Source organism: Enterococcus avium, assembly GCF_002891025.1.
GTDB classification, from domain to species: Bacteria; Bacillota; Bacilli; order Lactobacillales; family Enterococcaceae; genus Enterococcus_A; species Enterococcus_A avium.
In genome coordinates, this window is sequence record NZ_NBSL01000002.1 from 50,627 (window position 1) to 75,590 (window position 24,964).

Below are 24,964 nucleotides of genomic sequence, written 5' to 3' on the forward strand. Positions count from 1 at the left end.
AACGGAAACATAATATTTAAATTTGGTAACGTTACCAGATGCGAGGTGCAGAATGACACAAACGGCTTTAGCGGTTGATTTAGGCGGAACCAAGATTTTAGTTGGTGAAGTCACTCCTGCTGGTGAGATTCTCACAAGTGAGAAATACCTATCAACAGTGATGGATCAACGCAGTGCAACAGAAAAAATTAAACTAGCAATCAAAAATTACTTGCAACAACATATTATACAAGGTGATCTAGTCGGTATCGGAATTTGTGTAGTAGGCAGAGTGAATACAGATCAGGGGCGGTGGCTGGAGATTCATCCAGGCTTATCGGAGCCGATTTTCTTAGCTGATGAAATCGCACAAGCTTTTCAATTACCCTGCTGGATCACGAATGATGTTTCAAGTGCGGCTCTGGCTGAAAGTATTTTAGGTATCGGTCAAGAAACCGGTAATTTTGTTTACATCAATATCGGTACTGGAATCGCAGCACGAGTAGTCGCTGACAATCAATTAATCAAGGGCGGCAATTCCAATGCCGGTGAAGTCGGCCATATGGTTGTTGATATGAACAGTGACGATCAATGCACCTGTGGAAGAAACGGCTGTGTGGAGCTATTCGCCTCAGGGTTAGGGATGCATAATCAGACCCTGAAATTTGCTCCGAATTATCCACAAACGATGCTAACGATTAAAGAAGACCGCCGTGTTACTTTTCAAGAGTTGATTACAGCCTATGAAGCCAATGATCCACTGGCTAGAAAAGTAGTTGATCAGGCATTGCGGGCTGTAGCAGCCTTGACGATGAATTTGGTGCGGGTAAGCGATCCTGAAGCCGTCGTTTTCGGTGGCGGCGTGATGAATGACGATTGGTTTTTGAAACATTTGGTAACGTTTCTAAATGCCAAAACCGTCCGTTTTGTGACAAAAGGTATGCGGGTAACCACCTTGAACCCAAATGAAGTGGCATTAAAAGGTGCTGCAACCTTGGCATTTATTATGGAAAGGGGCTTAAAGAAAACATATGCGTGATTTTATACAAGATGTAAAAGCAACAGGCTACATCCATCGTCCACTGCCATTAGACAGCAGCCGTTCCTTCGAGAAGCGACAGCTAGAAAAAGAAGTCATTACAGCGCGGTGGCCGTTGACCGATAGTTTTCAAAATTGGCAACCACTAAAAAATAGTCGCGGCGAAATCAAGCATACCGAACAAACGGTGACGTTACTGAGTCCAATGCGTTACGACAGTTGGGCAGAGGGGGCGCCAGACGATGGCGATTACGTAAATTTTGGTGAAGTCGGTGCGTACCTGCCGATTCCAAGAGAAGACTGGTCGGAGTTTACTCAGATCAAATTGGATATTTCGGCTGAGTGCATCAATGCAGTCAATCCCAACATCACGATTACTTTAGAAAATGATGGGGAAATCAAAATTCCTGATATTTATAATCGTGAAGGCACCCATGTGATTAACTTGGAGGGTCAGGCCCAACGCACGTATGTGTTAGATATCAGCAATTTGCCAAGAGATGTCGTAACAGGCATCCGCATCTTCACTGGGGCAAATGGTTCTTATATGAATCTAAAGGGGCAATTGAGTTATACCATCAGCAAATTATTTTTAGAAAGGAATCAGCAAAGCACGTCAGCGAAAGGCTGGCAGGTCTCGAAAAATGAAATCGTCTTTTCTCATATTGGCTACCATCCGAATTATTCGAAAACAGCAATTATTAATCGTGAAGATTTCACAGCGAAAACTTTTGAGCTAAAAAAAGATGATCAGGTCGTGCTCCAAGCGGAGATTAAAACGACCTCAACAGAAACCGGCACCTTCGGCTTATTGGATTTTACATCTGTCAAGGAATCTGGCATGTATTATTTACAAATTGGTGAAACGAAAACACCGAGCTTTCAGATCGGGAATACTTCAATGCTAAAGGCAGCTTCGATTTGGAAGTCCTTGAACTTTATTTTCTGCGAGCGCTGCGGGTGTCCAGTCCATGGTATTCACGGAACTTGTCATGAGGATTTAACCGTCGAATACAAAGGTTCATTGGTCAGCTTCAATGGTGGCTGGCACGATGCTGGCGATCTTTCACAGCAATTGGTTCAAACGGCCGAAGTGACTAGCAGCTTGTTTGAAGCTGCGGAAACAGTCAAAGATCAACAAGAGCTTTATCTGCGTTTAATCGAAGAAGGCGAATGGGGCATCGATTTTATTCTAAAGACCCGCTTGGATGAAGGCGATCGCGTGACTAGCGCGGGAATCACTCGCTGGACTGACAATCGTATTGGAAATATGGACGACGCGGTACCAAGAATTCATAACAGTCCCTATGATAATTTTTTGATTACTGGTTTGTTAGCCAAGATCATTAAAACCTTACCCGAAAACTATGCATTGCGACCACAGCTGCTGCAAGTAGTAAAAGAAGATTATTCCTATGCACTTGCTGGCTTTAAGAAAACGGGCTTCACGCATGAACCGATTTTCTGGGAACATACCTACAATACATCGAAGAGTCTCTTCTTAGCGACAATGTCTTGGACAGCAGCGCTCATGCATCAACTAACGGGAGAAGCAGTGTATCAAGAGCAAATGACTGAATGGTTTGAAGAGTTGCTTCGTTGTCAGGAACAAGCAGGTCTTGAACTGTCAGATGGCACCATGCTTAAAGGCATGTTTTATCGTGACGAGAGTCATAAAGTCTTCCAGCACTTCAATCATCAAGCCAGAGAGCATCTCTACGCTTTGGCTTTCGAAGAAGTTTTAGCTGCTTCACCGAAACATGAAAAAAGGACTGAATGGTTAAAACAGGCAAATGACTATGGGGATTATTTGGATTATCTAGGACGATTTACCGATCCTTATCCCATGTACGCCAGCGGTATTTACCATGAGGACGAATGGCAGGAGAAGGAAAGCTTCTACAGACAGCATTTATTAGTCGATGACGAGGCAGAGACAAGCTATCAGGAACAGCTGAAGCAAGGAATCAAGATCGGTGAGGGTCTATACATCAAGCGATTCCCAGTTTGGTTCTCCTTCCGCGGCAATAACGGTATTTTGCTCTCAATGGGTAAAAGCGCTGCAGTGATGGGGCGTTTGCTTGATCGTCAAACACTACTGGACCAAGCAGATCAGCAGTTGCAATGGATGGTTGGAAAAAATCCGTTCGGTCAATCCATGATCTATGGTGAAGGCTACAACTATCCGCAGCAATACTCCGTTTCTTCCGGAGAAATGACTGGCGAGATGCCGGTTGGGATGCAGACCTTCGGCAATGAGGACGAACCTTACTGGCCGCAATTTAATAATGCCACATATAAAGAGGTATGGGTTGGGATAGCCGGTAAATGGTTGTCGTTAGTAGCAGAGTTGATAAAAACTGAAGAATAAATAATAGACGTCTTGAAAATTAATTCCATAACATGAAGAAGGAGTTTTAGACCAATGATGAAAGATGGCACGTTCAACAAAGAGGCTTTAGGAGAAAAAGTTGCTTTATATGCAAATAAACTTGCGAGTAATCGTTTTATTGCGGCGATTCGTGATGCATTCGCCAGTACCATTCCAATCACCATTACTGCAGCATTTTTCTTATTAATAAATAATGTTTTACTGACAGAAGAGACGGGGCTTTTACGAGGAATTCCTGGTCGCGCGATGATCTCTGAAATTTGTGTGCAGGCTTATAATGGTACACTAGGAATTTTGGGATTAATGGTAACGTTTCTAATTGGGTTGCGCTTGGCTCGCTCCTATGATGCTGATGGTGCATTGGAAGGAATTGTTGCCTTAGCTGCTTACGTTGTACTGGTACCTAACGTAATCAATGTGACTGGAACAAACGGTAAAGGGCTGGAAATAGCTGGGGCTTTAACTCAAACATATACCAGTGCTTCTGCGATGCTTTTAGGAATTATAGCAGCTTTAGTCAGTGTTCCTTTAGTAGTTAAGTTAACGAATAATGATCGCTTGAAGATCAAAATGCCGGATAGTGTTCCACCGGCAATTGCTAAATCATTTAACAGCTTGATTCCGACGGTTCTTACGATTAGCTTATTTGCAATTGTCGAAGTAGGTTTGCGTACTGCAACAGGTCTGACGATTCCCGAAATTATCATCAATATTTTACAAGCACCATTAGTTGGCGGCTTCCAAACCTTGCCTGGGATTTTAATGTATGTCTTTTTATCAACGTTTGTTTTTATCTTTGGGATTCACGGAGCATTCGTTTTTGGCGCAATTTCTGGTCCAATTCTATTAACATCATTGCAGCAAAATGTGGAAGCGATTAACACAGGTTCTGCTGCTCCGAATATCGTGACTCAGCCATTTCTTGATGCCTATGTTTATATGGGCGGCGGCGGTACGATGATCTGTTTAGTCATTGCGCTATTAATCTTTTCAAAAAGAGAAGATCAACGTATGATCGCAAAATTGGGTGGTGTCTCAAACTTGTTCAATATCAGTGAACCCATTATGTTTGGACTGCCGATCGTCTTTAATCCGGTCTATGCGATCCCGTTTTGTATCGTGCCGATGGTTTCAACAATTTTGGCTTATGTTGCCACCAGCTTGCATTTAGTCAATCCGACCTATATCTTGATTCCTTGGGTCACGCCGCCTGTATTATCAGGATATCTAGCAACTGCTGGAGATATCCGTGCCGCAATTTTACAGTTGGTGATTATTGCTGTGGGCGTCTTCATTTACATGCCGTTCGTTCTTATTTCAAATAAGATGGAAGAAAAATAATTAGAAATGGAATCTGTGCCAATTAGAATCCGGATTCCTTTCTTAAAATAGATGCATTGCCGTCATCGGTATGAATGCTTGAGAGAATGGAGCAGTTATACCGAAAATCATTTAATAAAGGAGAAGAAAAAATGGAAAAAACTGGTTGGTTTAACAAAGACGCTTTTGGTGAAAAAGCCGCATACTATGCGAACAAGCTTGCAAGCAATCGGTACATCGCTGCGATTCGTGATGCATTTGCTAGTACCATACCGCTTACGATCATCGCTTCGGTCTTTATTTTGATTAACAATTTACTCTTGGATCCGACGAATGGGTTGCTCAGAAGCTTGGGAGATTTTGTTGCACTGCGGGAAATCGGCGGTCAAATCTATAATGGAACGATTGGAATTTTAGGGTTGGTTGTCACGTTCCTGATTGGTTTGCACTTAGCCCAATCATTTGGTAAAGAGGGCTACTTAGAAGGAGTAATCGCACTTGTCTGTTTCTTTATTTTGAATCCCAATACAGTCACTGCCTATACACCTACAGGAGAAACGGCACAGGTTACAGGCGTTTTCGCACAATCGAACACCAGCGCAACAGGCTTGTTCTTAGGGATTTTTGCAGCGTTAGTTGGGGTACGTTTGTTTATTCTGTTTAGTAACAGTGAAAAATTAAAGATCAAAATGCCGGAAAGTGTCCCGCCGGCAATCGCTAAATCATTCAATGGCCTTGCGCCTGGGTTGTTCGTTGCTATTATTTTTGGAATTTTAGAAGTATCGCTCCGTCATTTAAGTGGCCTTTCGATTCCTGATGTGGTCGCTAAAGTTTTTCAAATGCCTTTGGTGGGTGGTTTCCAGAGCTACTTCGGAATTACCTTCTATTGTTTCTTATCCTGTTTGCTCTTTTTCTTTGGTATCCATGGTCCTTTTGTACTTGGATCAGTATCAGGTCCAGTTTTATTGACTTCCTTACAACAGAATATGGATGCACACGCAAATGGCACGGCTCTTCCTAACGTCGTGACCCAGCCCTATGTGGATTGCTATATCTATATTACAATGGTTTCGTTAGTTATCGCCGTACTGATTGGTTCTAAAAAAGCCGATTTAAAGGCAGTCGCAAAAATCGGAGCAGTCCCAAGCTTCTTTAACATTAGTGAACCGTTAATGTTCGGATTGCCCGTAATTTTTAATCCATTGCTAGGTATCCCCTATGTCCTAGTTCCGATTGTCTCAAGTACGATCGCCTATACAGCAACAAGTCTTGGCTGGGTTGGGAAAACCTACTTGACGGTTCCTTGGGTTACGCCTGCTGGTTTATCAGGCTACTTGTCAACAGGAGGCGACATTCGGGCTTCGATTTTGCAGATCGTGATTATTGTTGTCGGGGTGTTCGTTTATTTACCGTTTGTGCTGATGGCAAATAAAGTGAAGGAAGATTAACATGGCAGCAGCGCTTAAGCTTTCAGCGGGACTCTTTCCTGTCTACCCTGAATTCCAGAAAGCTCCCGATGAAACGCTAAAAAAAATTGCACTGATGGGTTACGAAGGAATCGAGCTTTACGGAAATTTCTTCCACCCAGCCCTCAAAATTAAAGAGCTTTGTCAGAAATACAAGCTGGAAGTAAGCGGAGCACAAACCTCATGGCGTTATCTCAATCAAGCACATCTTCAAGAGGTTATGGATTACCATCATATTATTGGAAACAAAAATATCATTATCTCCGCATTAGGCGGTCCTTGGGAATCCGGTCATAAGAAAACTGAAAATACACGTTCAACATGGCAAGCTCATATCGAAAAGATGAATCAACTTCAAGAGGCTTTGTCTCGGAACGGTTTCACACTGAGCTATCATACACATGATTATGACTTCAATGAAAAAATTGAGGGTCAGCAAACGTCTTTTGAGCTTATTCGTGAAAATACGAATTCTCTGGTTGGGATCGAAGTAGATACCGGCAGCAGTATCAAAGGCAATCAGTGCCCACAAAAATTGATAGCAGAGTTAGGTGCTCGTGCTCGATTAGTTCATGCTAAACCAGTGAAAAGAGATGGTTCTTTTGATGTGAAGCTAGGAGATTCGGAGGATGTGAATGATTGGTGCAAAATCAATTTATCATGCAAACAGGCTGGTACGCAGTGGTTAGTAGTGGAACCTGAAAATGAACGGGAAAATGGTTTTACAGCGCTGTCTATTGGTCATAGACATCTTAACAATTTAGTAAATAGTTAAATAAAAATCGAACGGTCGTTACTATCTCAAGGATAGAAAATGATCGTTCGATTTTATTTTATCAAATATGTTTTACAACTTTTTTAGCTCATCTATTTTCTTTTTTTCTGAACCATAAAACTGATAATTATCAGCAGCAATCCGCTGAAAAGCAGGACAAATTTAGAATCGGTATCTTTCTCTACCAAAGCAAAGAGATAAAACATCTTTAAATATTTTTCACCAGCGAACAGACTAGCCACGTAATAGCCCAAAGGCAGAATCAAGCCTGCAACAGGTTGGGTAGTAAAGACAAAACCAATCGCGTATAGCCCGCCCATAAACAGCGCATTAGCCAAGCCGCTAAAGAAAAAGAGATCAAGCTCGATCGTTGCGTTGCTCAATTCAAAAATCAGTAAGCAGCCGCAAGTCATTAATAGTAAAGTAATAAGAATCTGAAGAAAGCGTAAAAACAAGATTCCTACATAGGAAAAACGTTTGGTTTTGATCAGCAATGTCGTTTCTTCCGAACTGTCAGGTAGATAAAGAGGGATAAACAGGATCAATCCGATCAAGGGAAAGAAGCGTTCATAGATCTCCGCACTTTGCAAAAATGGCGCATTTTCGACCCCAAAGAAGGTGGGAAAGAGCAGCGTTAACAGGAATGCCGTAAAAACTGCTGGGTAAAAATGAAATCGCCAGAAAGCGATGGATACTTTAGCGAGAATTCCCATAGTGCATTCGTCCTTTCCGTTTCCGATCAAAGATCACGCAGCTTAATAAGAAACAAATCAAACCGAGAGCAAACCAAAGGACGCGGTTGATAACTAATTCAGAAAAAATCTGTTCAAAGACTTCGCGAGACCCTACTGTATTAAATCGCGGGATCAGATTGACCCCAACGCTGCCAACGATATTACGGCCGTTGCTCATAAGTGATAAGAGCCAAAAGCCTAATTGGAAGATGACGCTCACCAACCCATTAAATACAGTAGTGATCAGGAAGCTAATTCCGATAACCGCTACGATTGTTGGTAAGGACCAGCCGATAATGTATTGATAAAACAGCAGCAAATCTCCAACATGTTGATATTTTTGAGCGACATAGACGGATTGAATGGCCGGCAATAGACTGAACAGAATAACTGGCAATAGCACCAAGAGAACGGTCGCTAAAAAACGAGTGCCGTATAATTTAAAGCTACAAATTCGTTTAGAGTGAATCACCAATTGGCTTTGAGCACGTTTATCCCGCAGAACGACGGTCGCCGCGATAAAGACTGGAACCAAAGCCAGCACCAATCCTAAATAATCACAGGTCATACGAGCAAAGGCGCCAGAGACTCGGTCTTTAGTCAATGTTGTTTGAAAGTTCTTCGTGGCTTCTTCATAGTTTAATTGTCTTCGCGTTTGATTCAAATAGACATTCTTAGAGAAATCCGACCCTTTACCAATCAGCTCTTCTACTTTGCGCATATCCTTTTCGAAGGCAGGATAGGTATAGTCTTTTGCTAGTACAAATTTTTCTGCCAAAGCAAATTGATCGATTTGCGGATTTTCGATGGCCAGATTCGATTGGGCTTGATTTAATTCCGCGACTGACTTTCCAGTCGCTCGCTCTAGAATTTCTTTGATCGTTGCTTTATCGGATTTTGACGGTGTAACGGTTTTTAAGAAACCAAAAGGATAGGTGTTAAAGCCTTTACTGTTGTATTGCTGCAACAATGAAAAGATCGTTTGCTGTTGAATGTCCTTTTTATTGGTCGTTCGAGCAATCCCATAATCGTTTTTACCAGGTTCCGGTTGCTTCAAGGAAATAAAATCCGAACCAAGTTGTGTAAAGAGAAATCCGCCGATAAATAGGACGACTAACCAATATGTCAAACTTTTCAAGGTTAATCCCAGTTCTTTTTTGAGTAACATGCTAATCCCCACCTTTCATTGATAAAAGGTAGAGATAAGCATCCTCTAATGTCGGACGCTCTTCAATCACCAGCGGATGGCTCATGATTGCGGCATCTGGATTACCAATGAAGCGCAGGTGAGAGGTACTGCCATCTTGTTGCAGGCTGATAATTTGAACTTGTTTTTTTGCAGCATTCAACTCTGTTCGCGGAACCTGAACGCTAAAGATTTTTCCTTGGGCGTTCAACAGTAATTGTTCAATTGAATCTGAAAAGATGATTCGTCCCTGTTCCAAAATCGCGACATTTTCTGCAGCAGCTTCAATATCTCCAGCGATATGGGTCGATAGTAAAACGATTTTGTTTTCACTGACCTCCGCTAAGAGGTTTCTAAAGCGTAGCCGTTCTTCTGGGTCTAACCCTGCTGTCGGCTCATCCACCACCAGAATTTTCGGATCGTTCAGTAAAGCCTGCGCAATTCCTAAACGTCGTTTCATACCGCCAGACATGGCTTTGACTTTGACATTTTTATGGATCGTCAGGTTCACCTGCTCCAGCAAAGCGTTGATCCGTGTTTGGCGTGTTCGTTTATCTAACTCGGAAAGCACAGCTAAATAATCCAGTGCCTGATAAGCAGTCATATTGCCGTACATCGAAAATTCCTGCGGAAGAAAGCCGATGATCGAACGGATTCTTTTCTGATCATGAATGTCGATTCCATTCATGCGGATCTCGCCCTCATTTGTCGGAAGCAGGGTAACGAGGGTTTTTAACAGAGTCGTTTTGCCGGCACCATTTCGACCAAGCAGGCCGAACATCCCCGTTGAAATAGACAGGTTTATATCGTAGAGAACTTGTTTTTTGCCATAGTATTGATTCAAATGATTGATTTCGATTTGCATCGGTGATCCCTCCTCATTCTTCTGTTGCCTTACTTAAAGGATACTCATCAAATCTCTATAAATTCTCTACAATTGTCGATTTTTCTATTAATCAAGCAAAAAAACAGCCGAAACGATCGCGCCACTATCAAGACTATTCGCAATTTTTAATTGTCCGCCATGTTTTTGAGCCAGCGCTTCGGCAATGGTCAAGCTCAGTCCAAAATGACTGTTTTTATTTTGTGAGTAATAGGGTTCTGTCGCTGTTAACAGTTCCTTTTTAGAAAAACCAGGGCCATCATCCTTAACATAAATAATGACTAACTGTTCCTGTAGCGCAATGGTAATGTCGATTGTTTGCTTAGCGAAACGATAAGCGTTATTTAGCAAGTTCTCCACTACTTCGTTAATCAGATCAAGATCGTATTTCGCAGTGATTTTTGGATAGTCTTTCGTAATCAGCAGCTCTTTTTCCGGATAATGTTGATCAATCTCTCGAATATGCTCTTCAATTAGACTCAAAGGTTGCATTTTTTTGTACAGCGGACGATCTTCTAGCTTCTGTAATTGCTGCATCGTTTCAGAAAAGGAGCTTAGCCGGATAATACTGTTTTTGATTTTTGTCGCGGATTTATCAAAGGCTTCCGGACTCAGACAATCTTGTTCATAGTAGGCTTCTAGTAGCTCCAGATTATTTTGGATTGTTGCTAATGGTGTACGCAGATCATGGGAAAAGGCGGCGTTGACTTTTTTTTGATCACGATACATTTCTTTGAGTTTTTTCTCGTTTGTCTGCAATGTCAGTCGCAGATGCTCCAGCCCAAGAGAGGTTTTTTCAAACTCATCGTAGGTATTGTAGTAGACCGGCTGTTGATAATTTCCTTGTTCAATCTGCTGGATGCTCTTTTCTAAAATCGTAATCGGCTGCAAGATTCGTTTGCGGTAAAACATTTTCGTTGCAAAAAATATCCCCAAAAAGCTATATACAAAAACCGCAGACTGTCGGACCATTTCCAACAGCTTAATCGTTGGTAATGAAGTGCTAGGCGGCGCCCAAGTCAAATAATTCCAAAAAAAAGTAGGTTCCTCTTCTGGCATAAGTATTAGCCGTTCCCAGCTAACACAGATGGAGACGGTGATAAGTGTTGCACAGACGATTCCAAAGATGCCAATTAAAAGGTAAAGGAGCAGACTTTGGTCAAGGCTGCTCCTTTTAGCAAACAGCCGAGCAATTACATCATCTAGCCAATCCATTTATAGCCGACCCCCCAAACGGTTTGAATATAGTCAGTCGCTGAGTATTCTGAGAGCTTCTTTCGTATCCGCCGAATATGCTCCGTAATGATTGCGGCATCACCAAGTTTATCCCAGTCCCAAAGATACTGATAGATTTCTTCTTTTGAAAAAGCTCTTCCGGGATGCTTAGACAACAGCTCAACGATTGAAAATTCGACTTTAGTTAAATAAATCTCTTGTTTGCGATAGAAAAGTACCTTTTGATCATAGTCAATCATCAACTCGTCAAAATATGTTATCTTTCGTGCGGATTGTTTACGATTTTCTCGTCTAAGATGCGCCTCAATTCGCAATCCCAGCTCCTTTAAGCTGACGGGCTTAACTAAATAATCATCGCCGCCAATCGTCAACCCTTGTATTCGGCTTTCTTCATCTTCTTTCGCAGATAGAAAAACAATTGGACAAGTAATTTGTTCTCGGATGGCTGCACAGAGCTCAAAGCCGTCCATCTCTGGCATATTAACATCTAAAATAATGATGTCTGGTTGATACTGAAGCTGCTTTAGTCCTTCGTAGCCATTTTCAGCGGTGTAGACGAGATAATTCATCAGTTGAAAATAATCCCTGAAGGTTTCCAGCAGATCTCGTTCATCATCAATAATTAGTATTTTTTTCATATCGAGCCTCCTGAATAAAAAAATAGATTTATTTCGAAATTACATTAGGAATTCTGTTCTAATACCTAATCCAAAGTTCTTGCCCGCAATCTAATAAAAATTGAATACCTGAAAAAAGCAAAAATAACAGAATTAGAAGGACTAAAACGAGGGTAATTAAAGAAATCAAGGTTCTATATCCAGCGTGAACCAAAAGGATTCTCCCTTTGGAGTCCTTCAAATATTTCAGCGGCCATGTTTGTTTCATGTTAGGAAATCGTCGTGGATAATAGTAAGACTGCTTATGATTAAGACAAGACACGATCCCTTTTGGATTGGCAGGTGATTTGAAACGTCTAGATTTGAACAGCAGCCGAACGATCATGCTCCTTTTATGAGCTAAAAGGAAGCTTTCCTCATACATTTTCTCTGTCACCTTTGAATAAGGCACTAAGGAGATTTTTTCACCCAAAAGAAGCGTTTTTAATATTTTAAAAAAGGTTAATGAAAAAAGGAACATCAAACCAAGTGCAATTGCAATAACAATCAGTGACAGCAGTAAGCCGATAATGGCATTGAAATTTGTTGAGTTCATACTTCCTCCTCAGTTCAAATGGCTAAAGATATCATGGAACGTTCAATAAATATGATTGGCTTCATTTTTCAAATCATTATTAGGAGATTATTATTTTAGTAGAAGTGTTTTGGAATAAGATAACTTTAATATAACGGAAACATGAAGAATTGGAAAGGTGGTACGGTGTTCTTTAGTGATGTGACTGTTTTTAAAAACAGTTATGAGTGTCGATTATCGATTCTTAAAGAGTGTGAAGTCTGAAATGGGTTCATTAAATTACAGGAGGTTAAGATCGGATGATCGGTAGGAGGAGGTGTATTTTACTTTAGTATCTGTCTCCGTCTTTTTAGTAACTATATGCTGAAGTTGTATGCCTATAGTTAAAAATGTAAAACAATAACTTATCCCTGTGCTTTATCTCATTAATGAGATTTGTAATGTGTTGTTAAAAGGGATAATACTGACATTTTTCTTATTGATAAAATAACGATATTCTATATATTTCAAAGGGTGGACCAGATTAACCAAGGATGGTGTGATAATTACTCTTTCACCCCTTATTCCTTAATTCATTTTGTACTTAATCAGGTATAAGCCTTAAAGTTAGCACCAAAAATAAACCTCTGATTTCTTATTTCTTATAAACAGAAGCTGTATACTTCCTGCCTAAAAAAATCAAGAATGACTCAATTTTTTTAAGAAAATCCCTTCAGACCGCCTTCCATTCATTTCAATGATTAAAAATAAAAATATTGAATCGGATATTTTTCAATAACTCATTAATTTTTTTAAATTTTTGACGTATATTAATTTCGAAGAGTTGTTTAGTGTTGCTATCAACTGAAAATATATATTTTAAAATAGTGAGGAGAGAGTGTCATGTCAGTAAAGGAAATAACTAGTCGTCAAATCTTTGGTATGAAAAGAGAGTCTGTTGAAAAAAGAATTGAAGAGTATTTCGAAGAAACAAAAGATGCTGCAACTGTGCTTCAATTTGTGTTTGCTTTATTATTACGCAATGCGTTGACGGTAACTGACTTCTCAGGGATGCTAACAACGATTGTTCAACAGATTCTTCTGTACTCACAACCTGATGACACTCTGCGTGCGCTCGCTCCATTCTTTAAAAGCTATTTTTCTGGCGGGGATTGGAAACAAGTAATGACCCGCTTATTTGACAATGAGAAAAACTATCATTCTTATGATACGGCAATCAGTCATTATAAAGAGTTTTTATTTGAAAAGACAACACCGATCGAGGAGCTGGAGGATCAGCAATATAAACTTACCTCGATCTTTTTAAAAGAAAATAAAAAGACACAAGCTTGGAGCCTGCGGGATGCCGATCCCTATCTATCGGAGGAGAAGGTTAAGGCAATCTTGGAGCTTTTAAGTCTGTTAACTGTTTTTGAAAAGGATGGGGTTCGTCTTTTTGTAGAGGTAGTTAGTTCAGATGTGATGAACTGTACCCGCCACTCACTGATTAAAAAAAGCAAAGCTCCCAAAAAAGGAGAAGAGTTTGAGGAGCTAGAAGTAGCCGAAGAAAAGAAGCTGCCTTTTAGATCAACATTAGCTGATCTTATTCAGTCTGCGACAAATGAAGAAACGATTGAAGAGTTAGAAGAAAAGCAGATTGCGTTGCCGGCAGGGATTAAATTGGAGAATCTGAACAGCGAGGAATTGCTGGAAATTGTCAAAGAACAATTACCAGAGGAGGCTACTTTGACGGATTTGCGACTTGTGTCAGAGGGGGAATCGGAGCAAGGAGAAATTCTGCCGTCTGATGACTCGAAGAATCTCACATCAAAACAAGCTGATCATTCACTGATGACTGCACTCATGTCGCCGCCTAAGGATGATCAGAAGCCAGTAACAGGATTATTAGATAAAAAGAAACCAGGAATAGAAGCAACCAAGAAGATGTTGAATGACTATCACTGCAGGCAAAAGAAAAGTAGAATGAGGAAAAGAAGAAAATAATCAAATGATCAGATGAAGTTGCCAATATAATCATCTATTGTTTTTGTTGTGGTCTAATTAAATGAAAAGAATCAATCCAGTAGAGTAGCCTGACAAATGCTGTGTCAGGCTATTTTGCATGCCTTTTTCTAATACTCCATTATGCGAATTCGACTATTACATGATTTCTTGAGCAACTTATTTTTCAATTAAGCGCTTAAATGCTAGTCTGTCAGCATCAAAAAGATTTTTATAATAACAAAGGGGGATTAACGATGAGTATAAGAGAGGAAGAACAACAATTAGAGAAATTAGGTGCGTTTGAAATCAGCAACGAAATGTTGAAATTAGCTCAGCACAACAAAAAAAGTAATATTTTTCTCAATGCAGGCAGAGGAAATCCCAATTGGATCAATACAAAAGCACGTTTAGCATTTGCGCGAATCATTGAATTTGGTGCTAAAGAATCCAGTCGTACAATTTCGGAAGGCGATTTGGCAGGATATACTACACTTGAAGGAATTCGCGAGCGTTTGGAAACTTTCTTATCACCTAAAACAAGTGAAATTGATCAATTTTTGATCGATGCAGTGAATTACGCACACGATACGCTAAAAATTGATAAAGATGAATTTGTTAAAGAATTGGTAGATGGTGTGATTGGCAATAATTACCCAGTTCCCAGCAGAATTCTGAAACATAGCGAACGCGTAATCAACACTTATTTAGAATCTACTTTGTATCGTGGTGAAAAACTAGCTGAACAAACTGATTTATTCCCAACAGAGGGTGGAACTGCGGCAATCGTTTATATTTTTAATTCACTAAAGGAGAATAAATTAATCAAGCAAGGAGATAAAATAGCGATCAATACACCGATATTCACGCCTTATTTACAAATTCCTGAATTGAATGATTACGAAATGGTCGAAGTCGATCTACGTTCTGATGAAGAACATAACTGGGAAATTCAAGCTAGTGAACTCGACAAGCTAAAGGACCCAGAAATTAAGGCTTTCTTTGCGGTAAATCCATCAAATCCTGGAGCAATGGCCTTCGATGATACGGCGTTAGAAGAAATCAAAAAAGTTGTAGCCGAAAAACCGGAACTGATTATTATTACCGATGATGTTTATGGGACATTTGTCGATGAGTTCAAGACGATTTATAGTGTGGTTCCATACAATACACTATTAGTATACTCGTATTCGAAGCTTTTTGGAGCAACGGGCTGGCGTTTAGGGGTGGTCGCTGTGAACAAGGAAAATGTTTTTGATCACTTAATCAGCAATTTTTCACAAGAAAAGAAAGCTGAGCTGACGACACGCTATTCAATCAATGTGCTGGAACCAGAAAAGATGAAGTTTATTGACCGAATGGTAGCAGATAGTCGGTCAGTTGGACTTTACCACACATCTGGATTGTCGACTCCACAACAAATTATGGAGGTTCTTTTCTCGTTGACTCATTTACTTTCACAAGAAAAAGATGTATATATTGAGACCTCTAAAGCCATTGTTAATCGTCGTTATGAAGATTTGTTTAAAGGATTGAATATTGAGGGAAATGCCAGCAAAGAAAACAGCAAGTATTATTCTTTGATCAATATTTATCAGTTGGCAGAAAAAATCTATGGTTCAGAATTTAAAAAATATCTGATGGAACAGTTTGAACAAGTCGATTTTCTCTATAATTTATCGCAAAAAAATGGTGTGGTTTTGATGGACGGTGTGGGCTTCGGTTCTCAGCCGGGAGAACTACGCGTCTCTGAGGCCAATCTTCCTGATGAAGACTATGAAATTATCGCGAAACAAATTCTTGAATTAATTGATGAATACCATCAAAGTTTCTTACAGCAGTAAGGAGGAAGACCGATGTGGAAGGAATTTAGCAGTTTTTTAATAGCGAATCCGATCATCAGTATCTTTCTGGCACTTGCTGGGGGCTATTTTATCGGCAAATTTAAAATTAAATCTTTTAGCTTAGGTTCGACTGTTGGTGTCTTGTTGGTGGGGTTGTTGGTCGGGCAATTAGGTATATTTACGATCGCACCGATTCTTAAAAGTGTCTTTTTTGATCTCTTTATTTTTGTTGTTGGTTATGAAGTTGGACCAGCCTTCATCCAAAGCTTGAAAAGTTCTGGATTGAAGCTAGTCGTTCAGTCGGTCTTTTTTTCAGTAGTGGGATTTGGAGTTGCAATAATACTCTTCAAACTATTTAAACTTAACGCCGGAGAAGCAGCTGGCATTATCGCTGGGTCCTTGACTCAATCAGCAACGATCGGTACAGCAACTTCTGCCATCAACGGACTAAATATCTCTGCAGCTGCCAAAGCTACTATGACTTCTAATGTTGCGATTGCCTATGCGGTGACATATGTATTTGGAACGATGGGGGTAACGATCTTTTTAAAGAATATCGCCCCTGTACTTTTACGAGTTAATTTGAAGGATGAAACGAAAAAAATGGTTGAGTCCTTGGACATCGGCTCAGATGATCGCAATGTTTCGCCCTTATTAAGCAATATGTCCACAAGATCTTTTCAAATCTTGCAGACACCAAAAGAAAATTTGACGATTAGTAGGTTCGAAAAAGATTTTCATAACAAGGTCATTGTTCAGCAAGTATTCAGTAAACATAAACCCCAGACTTTTGACAGTCACACAGTTTTGAAGAAAGGTCAGGTATTGACAGTTCTTGGAGACAGTGAAGATTTATGGAAAGTTATGCAAGCGGGGGTTTACTATAAAGAAGTCTTTGATGATGCTTACCGAAAAATACCGTTGCGAACCGTTGAGCTGATGCTGACAAACGTGTTCAACCATCATGCATTATCGACATTGATTGATGAGAATATCGTCGTAATCGATGCCACCCGCGACGGGAAAAAAATCGAGGATCTTTCTACTTTGACGCCTGGGGATCGCTTGACGATTGCGGGACCTGATCGTTCTGTCAAAAAAGTCCTGCCTACTTTAGGCTATGCTGTTGATAATAGTTCTGAAACAGATGTTACCTTTATGTCGATTGGGATTGTTTTAGGTATCTTGATCGGAACTTTAGTATTGACGATTGGCGGCATTCCTTTGACTCTAGGTGCTGGTGGCGGAGCGTTATTTAGCGGTATCTTCTTTGGCTGGTACCAAAATAAAAAGGCTTATCTTGGCAATATTCCTAGTGCTACACGTTGGTTCTTAAAAAGTGTCGGATTGAATCTTTTTATTGCGGCTGTCGGGTTGGAAGCTGGAAGCCAATTCGTTAAAGCATTAGGGTCAATGGGGGTTCAAGTCCTATTGATTGGCGCGGTAATTTCCATTTTACCGCATGTGATTACATTGTTTTTCAGTAAATATGTACTCAAGTTGAATGCAATTGATAACATTGGGTCATTGACAGGAGCTGGAACAATCAATGCGGCCTTAAACGCGGTCAGTGAAGAAACACAGAGCAGCGTCTTCTCAATTAGTTTTACCCCCGCTTATGCGATTGGAAATGTACTGCTTACAATAATGGGACCATTAGTTGTTGCTTTATTAGGATGATAGATGGAAATCAGAATAATGGATAGTCATGACGAAAAGCGGCGTTTGGTTGTTTAACGGTGTTCAACTGCCTTTCACCGTATTGGTGCTACACAAGATTTTTACGAATGACCTTGACGTAAATAAATAGACGATCCCATGAGCGAAGGTCTGCATAAAAAAATAAAAACCGTGAAGTTACCACCTACCTAGGGTCAAGGGTTACTTACACGGTTTTTATGCTGCTCTTTTTTTAAAAAATTAGTGAACACGGGGTTCTGAGTTTAATTGATCACTTGTTTTCGCTTTTTGATTGCTTAATGCATTTTTTGCTCGATCGGTTTGTTTAGCAGCGAATTTTCCAGTTGTTTGAGCAGCGCTGCTGACCTTATCTTGAACGGTTTCGCTATCTTCTTCATATTCTTCTCGAGTTTTAATATCCACAACATTTACGTTGACTTCAATGACCTCCAAATGAGTCATCCTTTCAACCTCTTTAGAAATTAATTCTGTCATTTGATCAAAGACCTTTTCTACATCTTTACCATATTCTACAACGATATCCATATCGACAGCTACTTGCTTCTTCCCAACTTCAGTTGAAATACCAGCGGTCATGTCATCTGTATTTACCAGCTTCTCTTTCATATTTGAGAAAAAGCCGCCGTCTACTGTTAATAGCCCATCAATATTTTCTAAGGCAATTCCGATAATTTTTTGAATCACTTTGTCTTCATAAGTGAGGTCACCCTTCACGTTTTGGTTGTTCACATTTGTGTCTGCACCACTTTTAGTTGTTGTGTTTTCCATTGTCTATTCCTCCTATTTCTTTAGATGGTTATCTAAGAGATGATTGTTCTTCACGTAGATGCCGATCGCTCCTCCGATGATCGTAATAAGAATCAATAGAATTGTTTTGAAGAAGCCGACTGTAAAGAACAATACAGCCAAAATAAAACCTAAGATGCCGCCAATCAGAGGCAATCTATCTCTAGTTAAAAAATCTTTCATCATATTTCCTCCTAACCCACTCGTGATTCTACAACGCCTGTTTTAGACGAATCAGAATCAAAAGAATAAAATTTTACGTTGATCGAGAACTTCTCTTTAGATCCCAATAATTGGTGTATTTGTTTTTCCATTCCTTTGGCCCAATTATCAGTTCTATCAATTAATGCCGATGTTTTTTTCAATTGTCCTCGCACATTGACTTTAAGCTTATTTTTTGTCGCAATCACATTGACTTTTGGTGTATCCATGAAGTTTTCCTGTTTTAAACTTGTTCGAACATACCCTTCAATTGCGCGCTTATCTAAAGCCAAAGCTCCTCGTTGTTCTTTCAAAATGAATGTTGACACACGTTTTGGATAAAGCAAAATAATCAACATAATGACTACTGTTAAGATTGCTAGGACAACCGCAGCCCAGAATAAGTAGCTTTGAATATACTCATTTGTTAATACAAGACGTTGCAGAGAAGTAAGATCTAAAGATTTTGATGCGACAAAATAGTAAATCGCGATGATTGGTAAGAAGATGGAAAGCAGAATCAATAAGATAATGATTAAGATGGCTTTCAGGCCTTTATTCATAACAAAACTTCCTTTCTAATTTGTTTACTCTAAAAGCATAAGATGCTAGTTACTCTTTGTAAAAAAGCCTGCTCGTCTATTTATTAATAAGAATAATAAAGAGTGGAACAGAGATATAGTCTTTGAGGAAGGGTTCGGTTGTTTTTGAGAGAGCTTCAAATTTTTCTTAGAAAAGGAAAAATTATAAAGAGCGCTATGTTTGACTAAATATAATAATTAATTGTATATAGATTTGATTTATTAATGCAAAATGTTTTCGAATATTGTTTTGCTCACCATAAAAATCAAAAAAAGATATAAAAGTGAAAAAAACATTTTTCTTCCAATTTTGTGTAACGTTTTAGTCACTATTTTAAGAGTGAAAAGCATCTATTATGTTCATAATTTAATCTGTCTATTTTCTTGATTTAATGCTATTTACAGTTGTTTTTGTCAATTTTAAAAACAGCTGTTTTTTATATAACTGTAGTCTATTATTATATCATTTTTTTGGTGTTTTTTGTTTATTTTTTTAACGATATTGAATAATTGCTGAGCGTATTTTTTGAAATTGTTGATTTTCCGTATTAGGATGGTCTCAACGAAAATTAATTAAAAATAATAAAAAGGAGAGAATTTTAATGACAAAGCTTTTAACAATGTGTAACGAAATGGATATTCCAATTGTTACAGCCTCTGATGAGAATTATGTTCCCTGTTTGAAAGTAATGATCCGTTCAGTAATGGATACTATTTCTAAGGATAGGAGGGGAATCTTCTTTGTAATTGATGATAATCTTTCCTCTCAAAGCAAAGATGAGCTGGAGGCTTTAATAGATGCATATTCAGATAAGGCAGCAATCGAATTTTTAACCGTCAATAGAGGGCTTTATGAAGAGTTTATGATCAGTGATCATATTAATACAACTGCCTATTTACGCATTTCATTGCCAGAATTATTAGAAAATTCTCCTTATAATAAAGTGCTTTATTTAGACTCAGATACATTTGTTTTAACTGATGTGGCTGAATTATACGACCAAAATTTGGGCGATCATATCATTGGTGCCGTGATTGATCCCGGTCAAGCAAAAGCTCTTGCTCGACTAGAAGTTGATTCACATGACTATTATTTTAATTCAGGTGTGATGCTGGTCGATTTGGATCAATGGAGAAAGAATAATGTAACTGAAAAAACCATTCAATTCCTTGAGGAGAAAGAACAGCTCATTGTGTTCCACGATCAAGACGCGTTGAATGCTATTTTGCATGATAACTGGAAACAATTGCATCCTAAATGGAATATGCAAACCTCATTGATGTTTGATGTCCATCCGGCTCCAACGAAGTATTATGATCATTTGTATCAATCAGGTAGAAATAAACCGGCAATTGTACATTTTACAGGGCATGATAAACCATGGAATACGTTAGAGAATCATCCTTATCAAGAGCAATATATGCAAATCTTTACTGAAGATAAATCTTATGAAGTAGGTGTTAGCAATGAATAATCAGGAAGAGAAAAAGATGCATTTAGTTGCCAGCTGCAACACACAATTTGTTCCCCATCTAGCTGCTTTATGGGTATCTATTTTAGATAATTGCGAGGATCGAGAATATACGTTTGATTTTTATATCGTTGACGATTCAATCGAAGATGATTGTAAAGAAACGCTGCGTGAAACCTTAGAGAATTTCGAAAACTTTGGGTCTTTGACGTTCTTAACGATTGACAAAGCAATTTTCAAAAATGTCGTAACTAGCGATCGCATTCCGGCGACTGCCTACTTCAGAATTGAAATTCCAGAACTATTCCGAGACAAGAATATTGAGAAAGTATTATATATGGATTGCGATATGATCGCTCTTACGGACATTACTAAACTATGGGAAACAGACCTGCAGGATCATATTCTAGCTGCCGTAGAAGACGCAGGATTTCACCAGCGATTAGAAAAGATGGGGATTAAAACAAAATCAAATCGTTACTTCAATTCTGGTTTGATGCTGATTAACGTAAAAAAATGGCTGGAGGAAAATGTTACCGAGAGAGTCTTTCAATTTATTGAAGAAAATCCTGAGAAATTACGTTTCCATGATCAGGATGCATTGAATGCGATCTTGCACGATTGCTGGGTTCCGCTGCATTCAAGATGGAATGCCCAAAGCTATATTTTGAAACGTGAAATCGTAAATCCTCGGAAAAAAGGCGAAGAAGAATACGAGGAGACACGACAACAGCCAGCGATTATTCATTTTACTGGACACATTAAGCCGTGGAACAAAAAGAAGAAGAATGTCACAGCTGGAAAGCTTTATATTAAATATTCACGAATGACAGAATTTGAAAAATAAGAAATTTATCGAGGAGGATACCTATGGAAATGCTAGTAAGTACTGAAGCAAAGGATGTTTTATGCCGTCAGCTGGGGGAGAATCATGCGTTTATATTGGCCTCCAGAACAGAAGAAAATCAAGAATTAAGAGATAAAGGCTGCTGCGCAAAGGGTAGCTATTTCCAAATCGTTCCTATTTATGGAAAAAGCCAGCAATACAATCAATCGGTAGAAAACGAGGAATTTCAAGTCTTTATTTCTACTGAGGATCAAGCTAACTTAGGCACAGAGATTGAATTGGATTACTGCAATGAATTGAACAGCTTCATTTTAGAAAATTCAGATGGAGTATTGGATTACAATATGAAACTGAAGAATTATTTCTTTAGTTAAAAGACTTAAAATATTAGTTGTTTTAGGAGGTGCAAAAATGGCTAAATTAGCAAAAAAAGTAGTTATTCCAACGCTGCTGTTTTTGATTCCTATTATCTTAAAGAAGAAACAAACGAAAACAAATTAAAATACAACAGTGAGAAAAACTTTTGATAAAACAAGAGAGAATATAGAAGTGAGGAGAAATTTATTATGGGTTTATTATGGTCATTAATTATTGGCGCAGTGATTGGTGCAATCGCTGGAGCGATTACAGGTAGAGGAAATAGTATGGGCTGGATTGCTAATATCGTTGCAGGTTTAGTTGGTTCAGCACTAGGTCAAGCGTTACTTGGTTCTTGGGGACCATCGTTGGCGGGCATGGCCTTAGTACCATCAATTATTGGTGCTGTGATTTTAGTACTGATTGTTTCGTTTTTCTTAGGACGACGCAAATAGACGATTTTTAAGCAGGATCAGATTATAGATAAATCAGGTTTCACTTTCAGACGATGAAAGGAGAACCTGATTTTTTTCTGTTTTCCAGAAATCTAAAGTAGTAAATTAAGACAGACTATCCATTTAATGAGGATAAATAAAGACGCATGATCCAGCTTTTGATTTCAGACCAGGTGTTTATCATTAAAAGATATGTAGGCAGAAGTGTAGATTGACAGGATCAAGGGATCATGCTATTCTTTTTACGAATATAATTATATAAATATTCGTATAGTTAGAAAGGAATTCGATCATGCCTAATAAACCAGTATTAAGTCCAGAAGATAAATTAGTAATCAAACAGAAGCTGCTTCAACTGTGTGAGGATTTTTGGATTGCTCAGGGCTATAAAAAGACGAGCATTAAAGCCCTTTGTAGTGAGGCAAAGATTTCTATTGGTACGTTTTATGTGTTGTTTGCTACAAAAGAACAGCTATTTTTAGAAACAGCGCAAACAATCCAGTCACGTTTGACGGAACGATTTAAGGAGACTGTCCTCCAGACACCTAATCGTATGGGGTTATCAAAGGCATTAAAAAAACTAGCACGTGAGTTTGATCATAACCCATTTCTTTATGATGTAAACTCAGTTGATTTTCGTGCGTTTGTTACAAAGTTATCAACGGAGGAAATAGAAACAATCAAATTTGAAAGTATGTCTTTTTTCAAAGAGGTTTGCCAGATTGTTAATTTGCAACCTGTTATTGATGATGCGACTGCTTTTGGTGTACTGAGTACCTTGCTGTCTTCTATCGCTACGAAAAAAACTATCGAACCAGTTTGCGACTTTTTTACTGTTTTTGATTTTATGACGGATAAATTGATTGGAGAATTATTTGTAGAGGCTTCAGGTTAGAAAGGCTTTAGAAAGTTGTTTTGGATTGTTTATGTCAACAATGGCTGTCGTTGCAGTAAAAAGGAGGAGCAGAAAGATGATAAATAAATCAGCAGATTTTTTTGAAGCGTTTGGTGAAAGATTAGGTGTGAGTGTAAAGCTTCCTCGACCAGACAGAAAAACAAAAGAATCGATTGCTCGTACAAATAAAATTTTAGGAAGCTATTTCTTATTATCAGGGGTAGTGTTTAAGAAAAAAAGTTTTGTAGTATTAGGGATTGGGTGTTTTGCTAATGCAGCTATTTTAAGTACTGATAAATCAATAGAAACAACGAGTGATAAGGTTTGATTAACAACGTTAGGACACGTTGATTTATCAGAACTTAGAATAATCTCCATTGTATTTTAGGAAGGTATAGAAAGAAAAAGGTAAAATAGCTCCTGCAATCACAAGCAATTTTTTCTCGAGAGATGGTTATAGCACAGATTGGTGGTACATTTGATCTTGTTTTCAACAAGTGTCGAATGTACCACTAATTTTTTATTACACCCAAACTTGAGAAAGAATCCACAAGCATCAAGCTCGAAAAAACAGGGTCTATCTCCTATAGTAGTAAAGGATAAAGAAACAGGAGGAATCATCATGGATTATCGCGTATTACTTTACTATAACTACACAACAATCGAAGACCCCGAAGCGTTTGCTAAAGAGCATTTGGCTTTTTGTCGTGATTTAGATATTAAGGGCCGGATTTTAGTGGCACCAGAGGGGATCAATGGCACTCTTTCAGGAACGAAGGAAGCTACGGATCGCTATATGGATGTTATGCTGGCAGATGAACGCTTCAAAGATACTTATTTCAAGATGGATGAAAGTGAGGGGCATGCGTTTAAGAAATTATTTGTCCGTCCTCGAAAGGAATTAGTAGCGTTGCATTTGGAAGAAGACATTGATCCGCGGCAATTGACTGGAAATTATTTAGAGCCTCAAGCATTTCGTGAGGCTCTATTAGACGAAGACACGGTGGTCATTGATGCTCGAAATGATTATGAATATGACCTGGGGCACTTTCGCGGGGCGATTCGTCCAGAGATTCATAACTTTCGTGAGCTCCCTGCGTGGATTCGCGAGAATAAGGAACAGTTCATGGACAAAAAAATCGTTACTTATTGTACTGGCGGTATTCGCTGTGAGAAATTCTCTGGCTGGTTAATCCGTGAAGGCTTTGAAGATGTGGCGCAGCTTCACGGTGGGATTGCGGCTTATGGTAAAAACGAAACTACCAGAGGCGAGTTATGGGATGGGAAAATGTACGTCTTTGATGAACGGATCAGTGTGGAAATTAACCAAGTCGACAAACAGGTGATCGGCAAAGAATGGTTTGACGGTACTCCTTGCGAACGATATATCAATTGCAGCAATCCAGAGTGTAATAGGCAAATACTTGTTTCTGAAGAAAATGAAGAAAAATATTTAGGGGCTTGTTCGATTGCCTGCGCCAAACATCCTAATAATCGATATTTGAAAAAACATCACATGACGCTAAAGCAACGGGATGAACATTTAGCACGAATTGATCAATAATGAAATTTTTCATAAAATTCTCACTCCAACTGTCTTGACACCTGAGTGGTTTTGGACTAAACTGAAACTCAATTAAGTGT

General features: G+C 39.0%; 24 protein-coding genes. 15 read left to right on the forward strand and 9 right to left on the reverse strand.

The genetic code is table 11. The features are described from left to right. The first annotated feature begins 52 nt into the window (after nucleotides 1-52). The 5 genes from AUF14_RS00390 (at nucleotide 53) to AUF14_RS00410 (ending at nucleotide 6,971) form a co-directional block, all read left to right on the forward strand. The gene (locus tag AUF14_RS00390) at nucleotides 53-1,018 is read left to right on the forward strand and encodes an ROK family protein (protein ID WP_049221117.1); all 966 of its coding nucleotides are present in this window, start codon (nucleotides 53-55) and stop codon (nucleotides 1,016-1,018) included. Beyond that, nucleotides 1,011-3,389, forward strand: a complete 2,379-nt coding sequence (locus tag AUF14_RS00395; RefSeq protein WP_049221119.1) for a glycoside hydrolase family 9 protein — start codon at nucleotides 1,011-1,013, stop codon at nucleotides 3,387-3,389. The genes AUF14_RS00390 and AUF14_RS00395 overlap by 8 nt, the downstream gene beginning before the upstream one ends. 54 nt (nucleotides 3,390-3,443) lie before the next feature. Further along, nucleotides 3,444-4,751 carry a PTS sugar transporter subunit IIC gene (locus AUF14_RS00400; protein ID WP_049221121.1) on the forward strand — a complete coding sequence of 436 codons (1,308 nt, stop codon included), beginning with the start codon at nucleotides 3,444-3,446 and terminating at the stop codon, nucleotides 4,749-4,751. 131 nt (nucleotides 4,752-4,882) lie between these two features. Further along, the gene (locus AUF14_RS00405; protein WP_049221123.1) at nucleotides 4,883-6,178 is read left to right on the forward strand and encodes a PTS sugar transporter subunit IIC; all 1,296 of its coding nucleotides are present in this window, start codon (nucleotides 4,883-4,885) and stop codon (nucleotides 6,176-6,178) included. A 1-nt stretch (nucleotide 6,179) separates the two neighbouring features. Continuing rightward, the gene (locus AUF14_RS00410; RefSeq protein WP_049221125.1) at nucleotides 6,180-6,971 is read left to right on the forward strand and encodes a sugar phosphate isomerase/epimerase family protein; all 792 of its coding nucleotides are present in this window, start codon (nucleotides 6,180-6,182) and stop codon (nucleotides 6,969-6,971) included. Between the two features lie 92 nt (nucleotides 6,972-7,063). On the opposite strand, the gene AUF14_RS00415 is transcribed toward AUF14_RS00410, so the two are convergent. From AUF14_RS00415 to AUF14_RS00440, 6 genes are all read right to left on the reverse strand, one after another. Continuing rightward, a complete protein-coding gene (locus AUF14_RS00415; protein WP_049221127.1) occupies nucleotides 7,064-7,684 on the reverse strand; it encodes a hypothetical protein in 621 nt (206 codons plus the stop codon). Next, entirely contained in the window at nucleotides 7,668-8,873 is a 1,206-nt protein-coding gene (locus AUF14_RS00420) for a hypothetical protein (protein WP_049221128.1), read from the reverse strand. The genes AUF14_RS00415 and AUF14_RS00420 overlap by 17 nt, the downstream gene beginning before the upstream one ends. A 1-nt stretch (nucleotide 8,874) precedes the next feature. Further along, nucleotides 8,875-9,756 (reverse strand): ATP-binding cassette domain-containing protein, encoded by an 882-nt coding sequence (locus AUF14_RS00425; protein WP_049221130.1) that lies wholly within the window; start codon nucleotides 9,754-9,756, stop codon nucleotides 8,875-8,877. Nucleotides 9,757-9,843: 87 nt separating this feature from the next. Further along, nucleotides 9,844-10,989: a HAMP domain-containing sensor histidine kinase gene (locus AUF14_RS00430; RefSeq protein ID WP_102865856.1), complete on the reverse strand. Its 1,146-nt coding sequence runs from the start codon at nucleotides 10,987-10,989 to the stop codon at nucleotides 9,844-9,846. Beyond that, entirely contained in the window at nucleotides 10,977-11,648 is a 672-nt protein-coding gene (locus tag AUF14_RS00435; RefSeq protein ID WP_049221135.1) for a response regulator transcription factor, read from the reverse strand. The genes AUF14_RS00430 and AUF14_RS00435 overlap by 13 nt, the downstream gene beginning before the upstream one ends. Nucleotides 11,649-11,706: 58 nt before the next feature. After that, nucleotides 11,707-12,222 carry a hypothetical protein gene (locus AUF14_RS00440; protein ID WP_049221137.1) on the reverse strand — a complete coding sequence of 172 codons (516 nt, stop codon included), beginning with the start codon at nucleotides 12,220-12,222 and terminating at the stop codon, nucleotides 11,707-11,709. Between the two features lie 861 nt (nucleotides 12,223-13,083). Between AUF14_RS00440 and AUF14_RS00445 the strand changes: the two genes are divergently transcribed. From AUF14_RS00445 to aspT, 3 genes are all read left to right on the forward strand, one after another. After that, nucleotides 13,084-14,184 (forward strand): hypothetical protein, encoded by a 1,101-nt coding sequence (locus AUF14_RS00445; protein WP_049221139.1) that lies wholly within the window; start codon nucleotides 13,084-13,086, stop codon nucleotides 14,182-14,184. Nucleotides 14,185-14,438: 254 nt separating this feature from the next. Continuing rightward, entirely contained in the window at nucleotides 14,439-16,025 is a 1,587-nt protein-coding gene (locus tag AUF14_RS00450; protein ID WP_049221140.1) for a bifunctional aspartate transaminase/aspartate 4-decarboxylase, read from the forward strand. A gap of 12 nt (nucleotides 16,026-16,037) precedes the next feature. Continuing rightward, a complete protein-coding gene (aspT, locus tag AUF14_RS00455) occupies nucleotides 16,038-17,705 on the forward strand; it encodes an aspartate-alanine antiporter (protein ID WP_102865857.1) in 1,668 nt (555 codons plus the stop codon). A 240-nt stretch (nucleotides 17,706-17,945) separates the two neighbouring features. Here the strand turns inward: aspT and AUF14_RS00460 are convergent, their stop codons facing one another. The 3 genes from AUF14_RS00460 to amaP are packed head-to-tail and all read right to left on the reverse strand — an operon-like array spanning nucleotide 17,946 to nucleotide 19,276. Next, entirely contained in the window at nucleotides 17,946-18,494 is a 549-nt protein-coding gene (locus tag AUF14_RS00460; RefSeq protein ID WP_049221144.1) for an Asp23/Gls24 family envelope stress response protein, read from the reverse strand. Between the two features lie 12 nt (nucleotides 18,495-18,506). Further along, nucleotides 18,507-18,695 (reverse strand): DUF2273 domain-containing protein, encoded by a 189-nt coding sequence (locus AUF14_RS00465; RefSeq protein WP_049221146.1) that lies wholly within the window; start codon nucleotides 18,693-18,695, stop codon nucleotides 18,507-18,509. 11 nt (nucleotides 18,696-18,706) lie between these two features. Next, on the reverse strand, nucleotides 18,707-19,276 hold the full coding sequence (gene amaP, locus AUF14_RS00470) for an alkaline shock response membrane anchor protein AmaP (protein ID WP_016181067.1): 570 nt from the start codon (nucleotides 19,274-19,276) through the stop codon (nucleotides 18,707-18,709). A gap of 620 nt (nucleotides 19,277-19,896) precedes the next feature. Here amaP and AUF14_RS00475 point away from each other — a divergent pair. From AUF14_RS00475 to trhO, 7 genes are all read left to right on the forward strand, one after another. Further along, a complete protein-coding gene (locus tag AUF14_RS00475) occupies nucleotides 19,897-20,769 on the forward strand; it encodes a glycosyltransferase family 8 protein (RefSeq protein ID WP_102865858.1) in 873 nt (290 codons plus the stop codon). Further along, nucleotides 20,762-21,613, forward strand: a complete 852-nt coding sequence (locus tag AUF14_RS00480) for a glycosyltransferase family 8 protein (RefSeq protein ID WP_049221149.1) — start codon at nucleotides 20,762-20,764, stop codon at nucleotides 21,611-21,613. The genes AUF14_RS00475 and AUF14_RS00480 overlap by 8 nt, the downstream gene beginning before the upstream one ends. Nucleotides 21,614-21,636: 23 nt before the next feature. Next, the gene (locus AUF14_RS00485; protein WP_016181064.1) at nucleotides 21,637-21,987 is read left to right on the forward strand and encodes an iron-sulfur cluster biosynthesis family protein; all 351 of its coding nucleotides are present in this window, start codon (nucleotides 21,637-21,639) and stop codon (nucleotides 21,985-21,987) included. Nucleotides 21,988-22,179: 192 nt separating this feature from the next. Then, nucleotides 22,180-22,425: a GlsB/YeaQ/YmgE family stress response membrane protein gene (locus AUF14_RS00490; RefSeq protein WP_016181062.1), complete on the forward strand. Its 246-nt coding sequence runs from the start codon at nucleotides 22,180-22,182 to the stop codon at nucleotides 22,423-22,425. Between the two features lie 292 nt (nucleotides 22,426-22,717). Next, entirely contained in the window at nucleotides 22,718-23,320 is a 603-nt protein-coding gene (locus tag AUF14_RS00495) for a TetR/AcrR family transcriptional regulator (RefSeq protein WP_016181061.1), read from the forward strand. A 76-nt stretch (nucleotides 23,321-23,396) separates the two neighbouring features. After that, nucleotides 23,397-23,648, forward strand: a complete 252-nt coding sequence (locus AUF14_RS00500) for a hypothetical protein (RefSeq protein ID WP_049221152.1) — start codon at nucleotides 23,397-23,399, stop codon at nucleotides 23,646-23,648. Between the two features lie 294 nt (nucleotides 23,649-23,942). Continuing rightward, the gene (gene trhO, locus AUF14_RS00505; RefSeq protein WP_049221154.1) at nucleotides 23,943-24,884 is read left to right on the forward strand and encodes an oxygen-dependent tRNA uridine(34) hydroxylase TrhO; all 942 of its coding nucleotides are present in this window, start codon (nucleotides 23,943-23,945) and stop codon (nucleotides 24,882-24,884) included. Nucleotides 24,885-24,964: the final 80 nt, after the last annotated feature.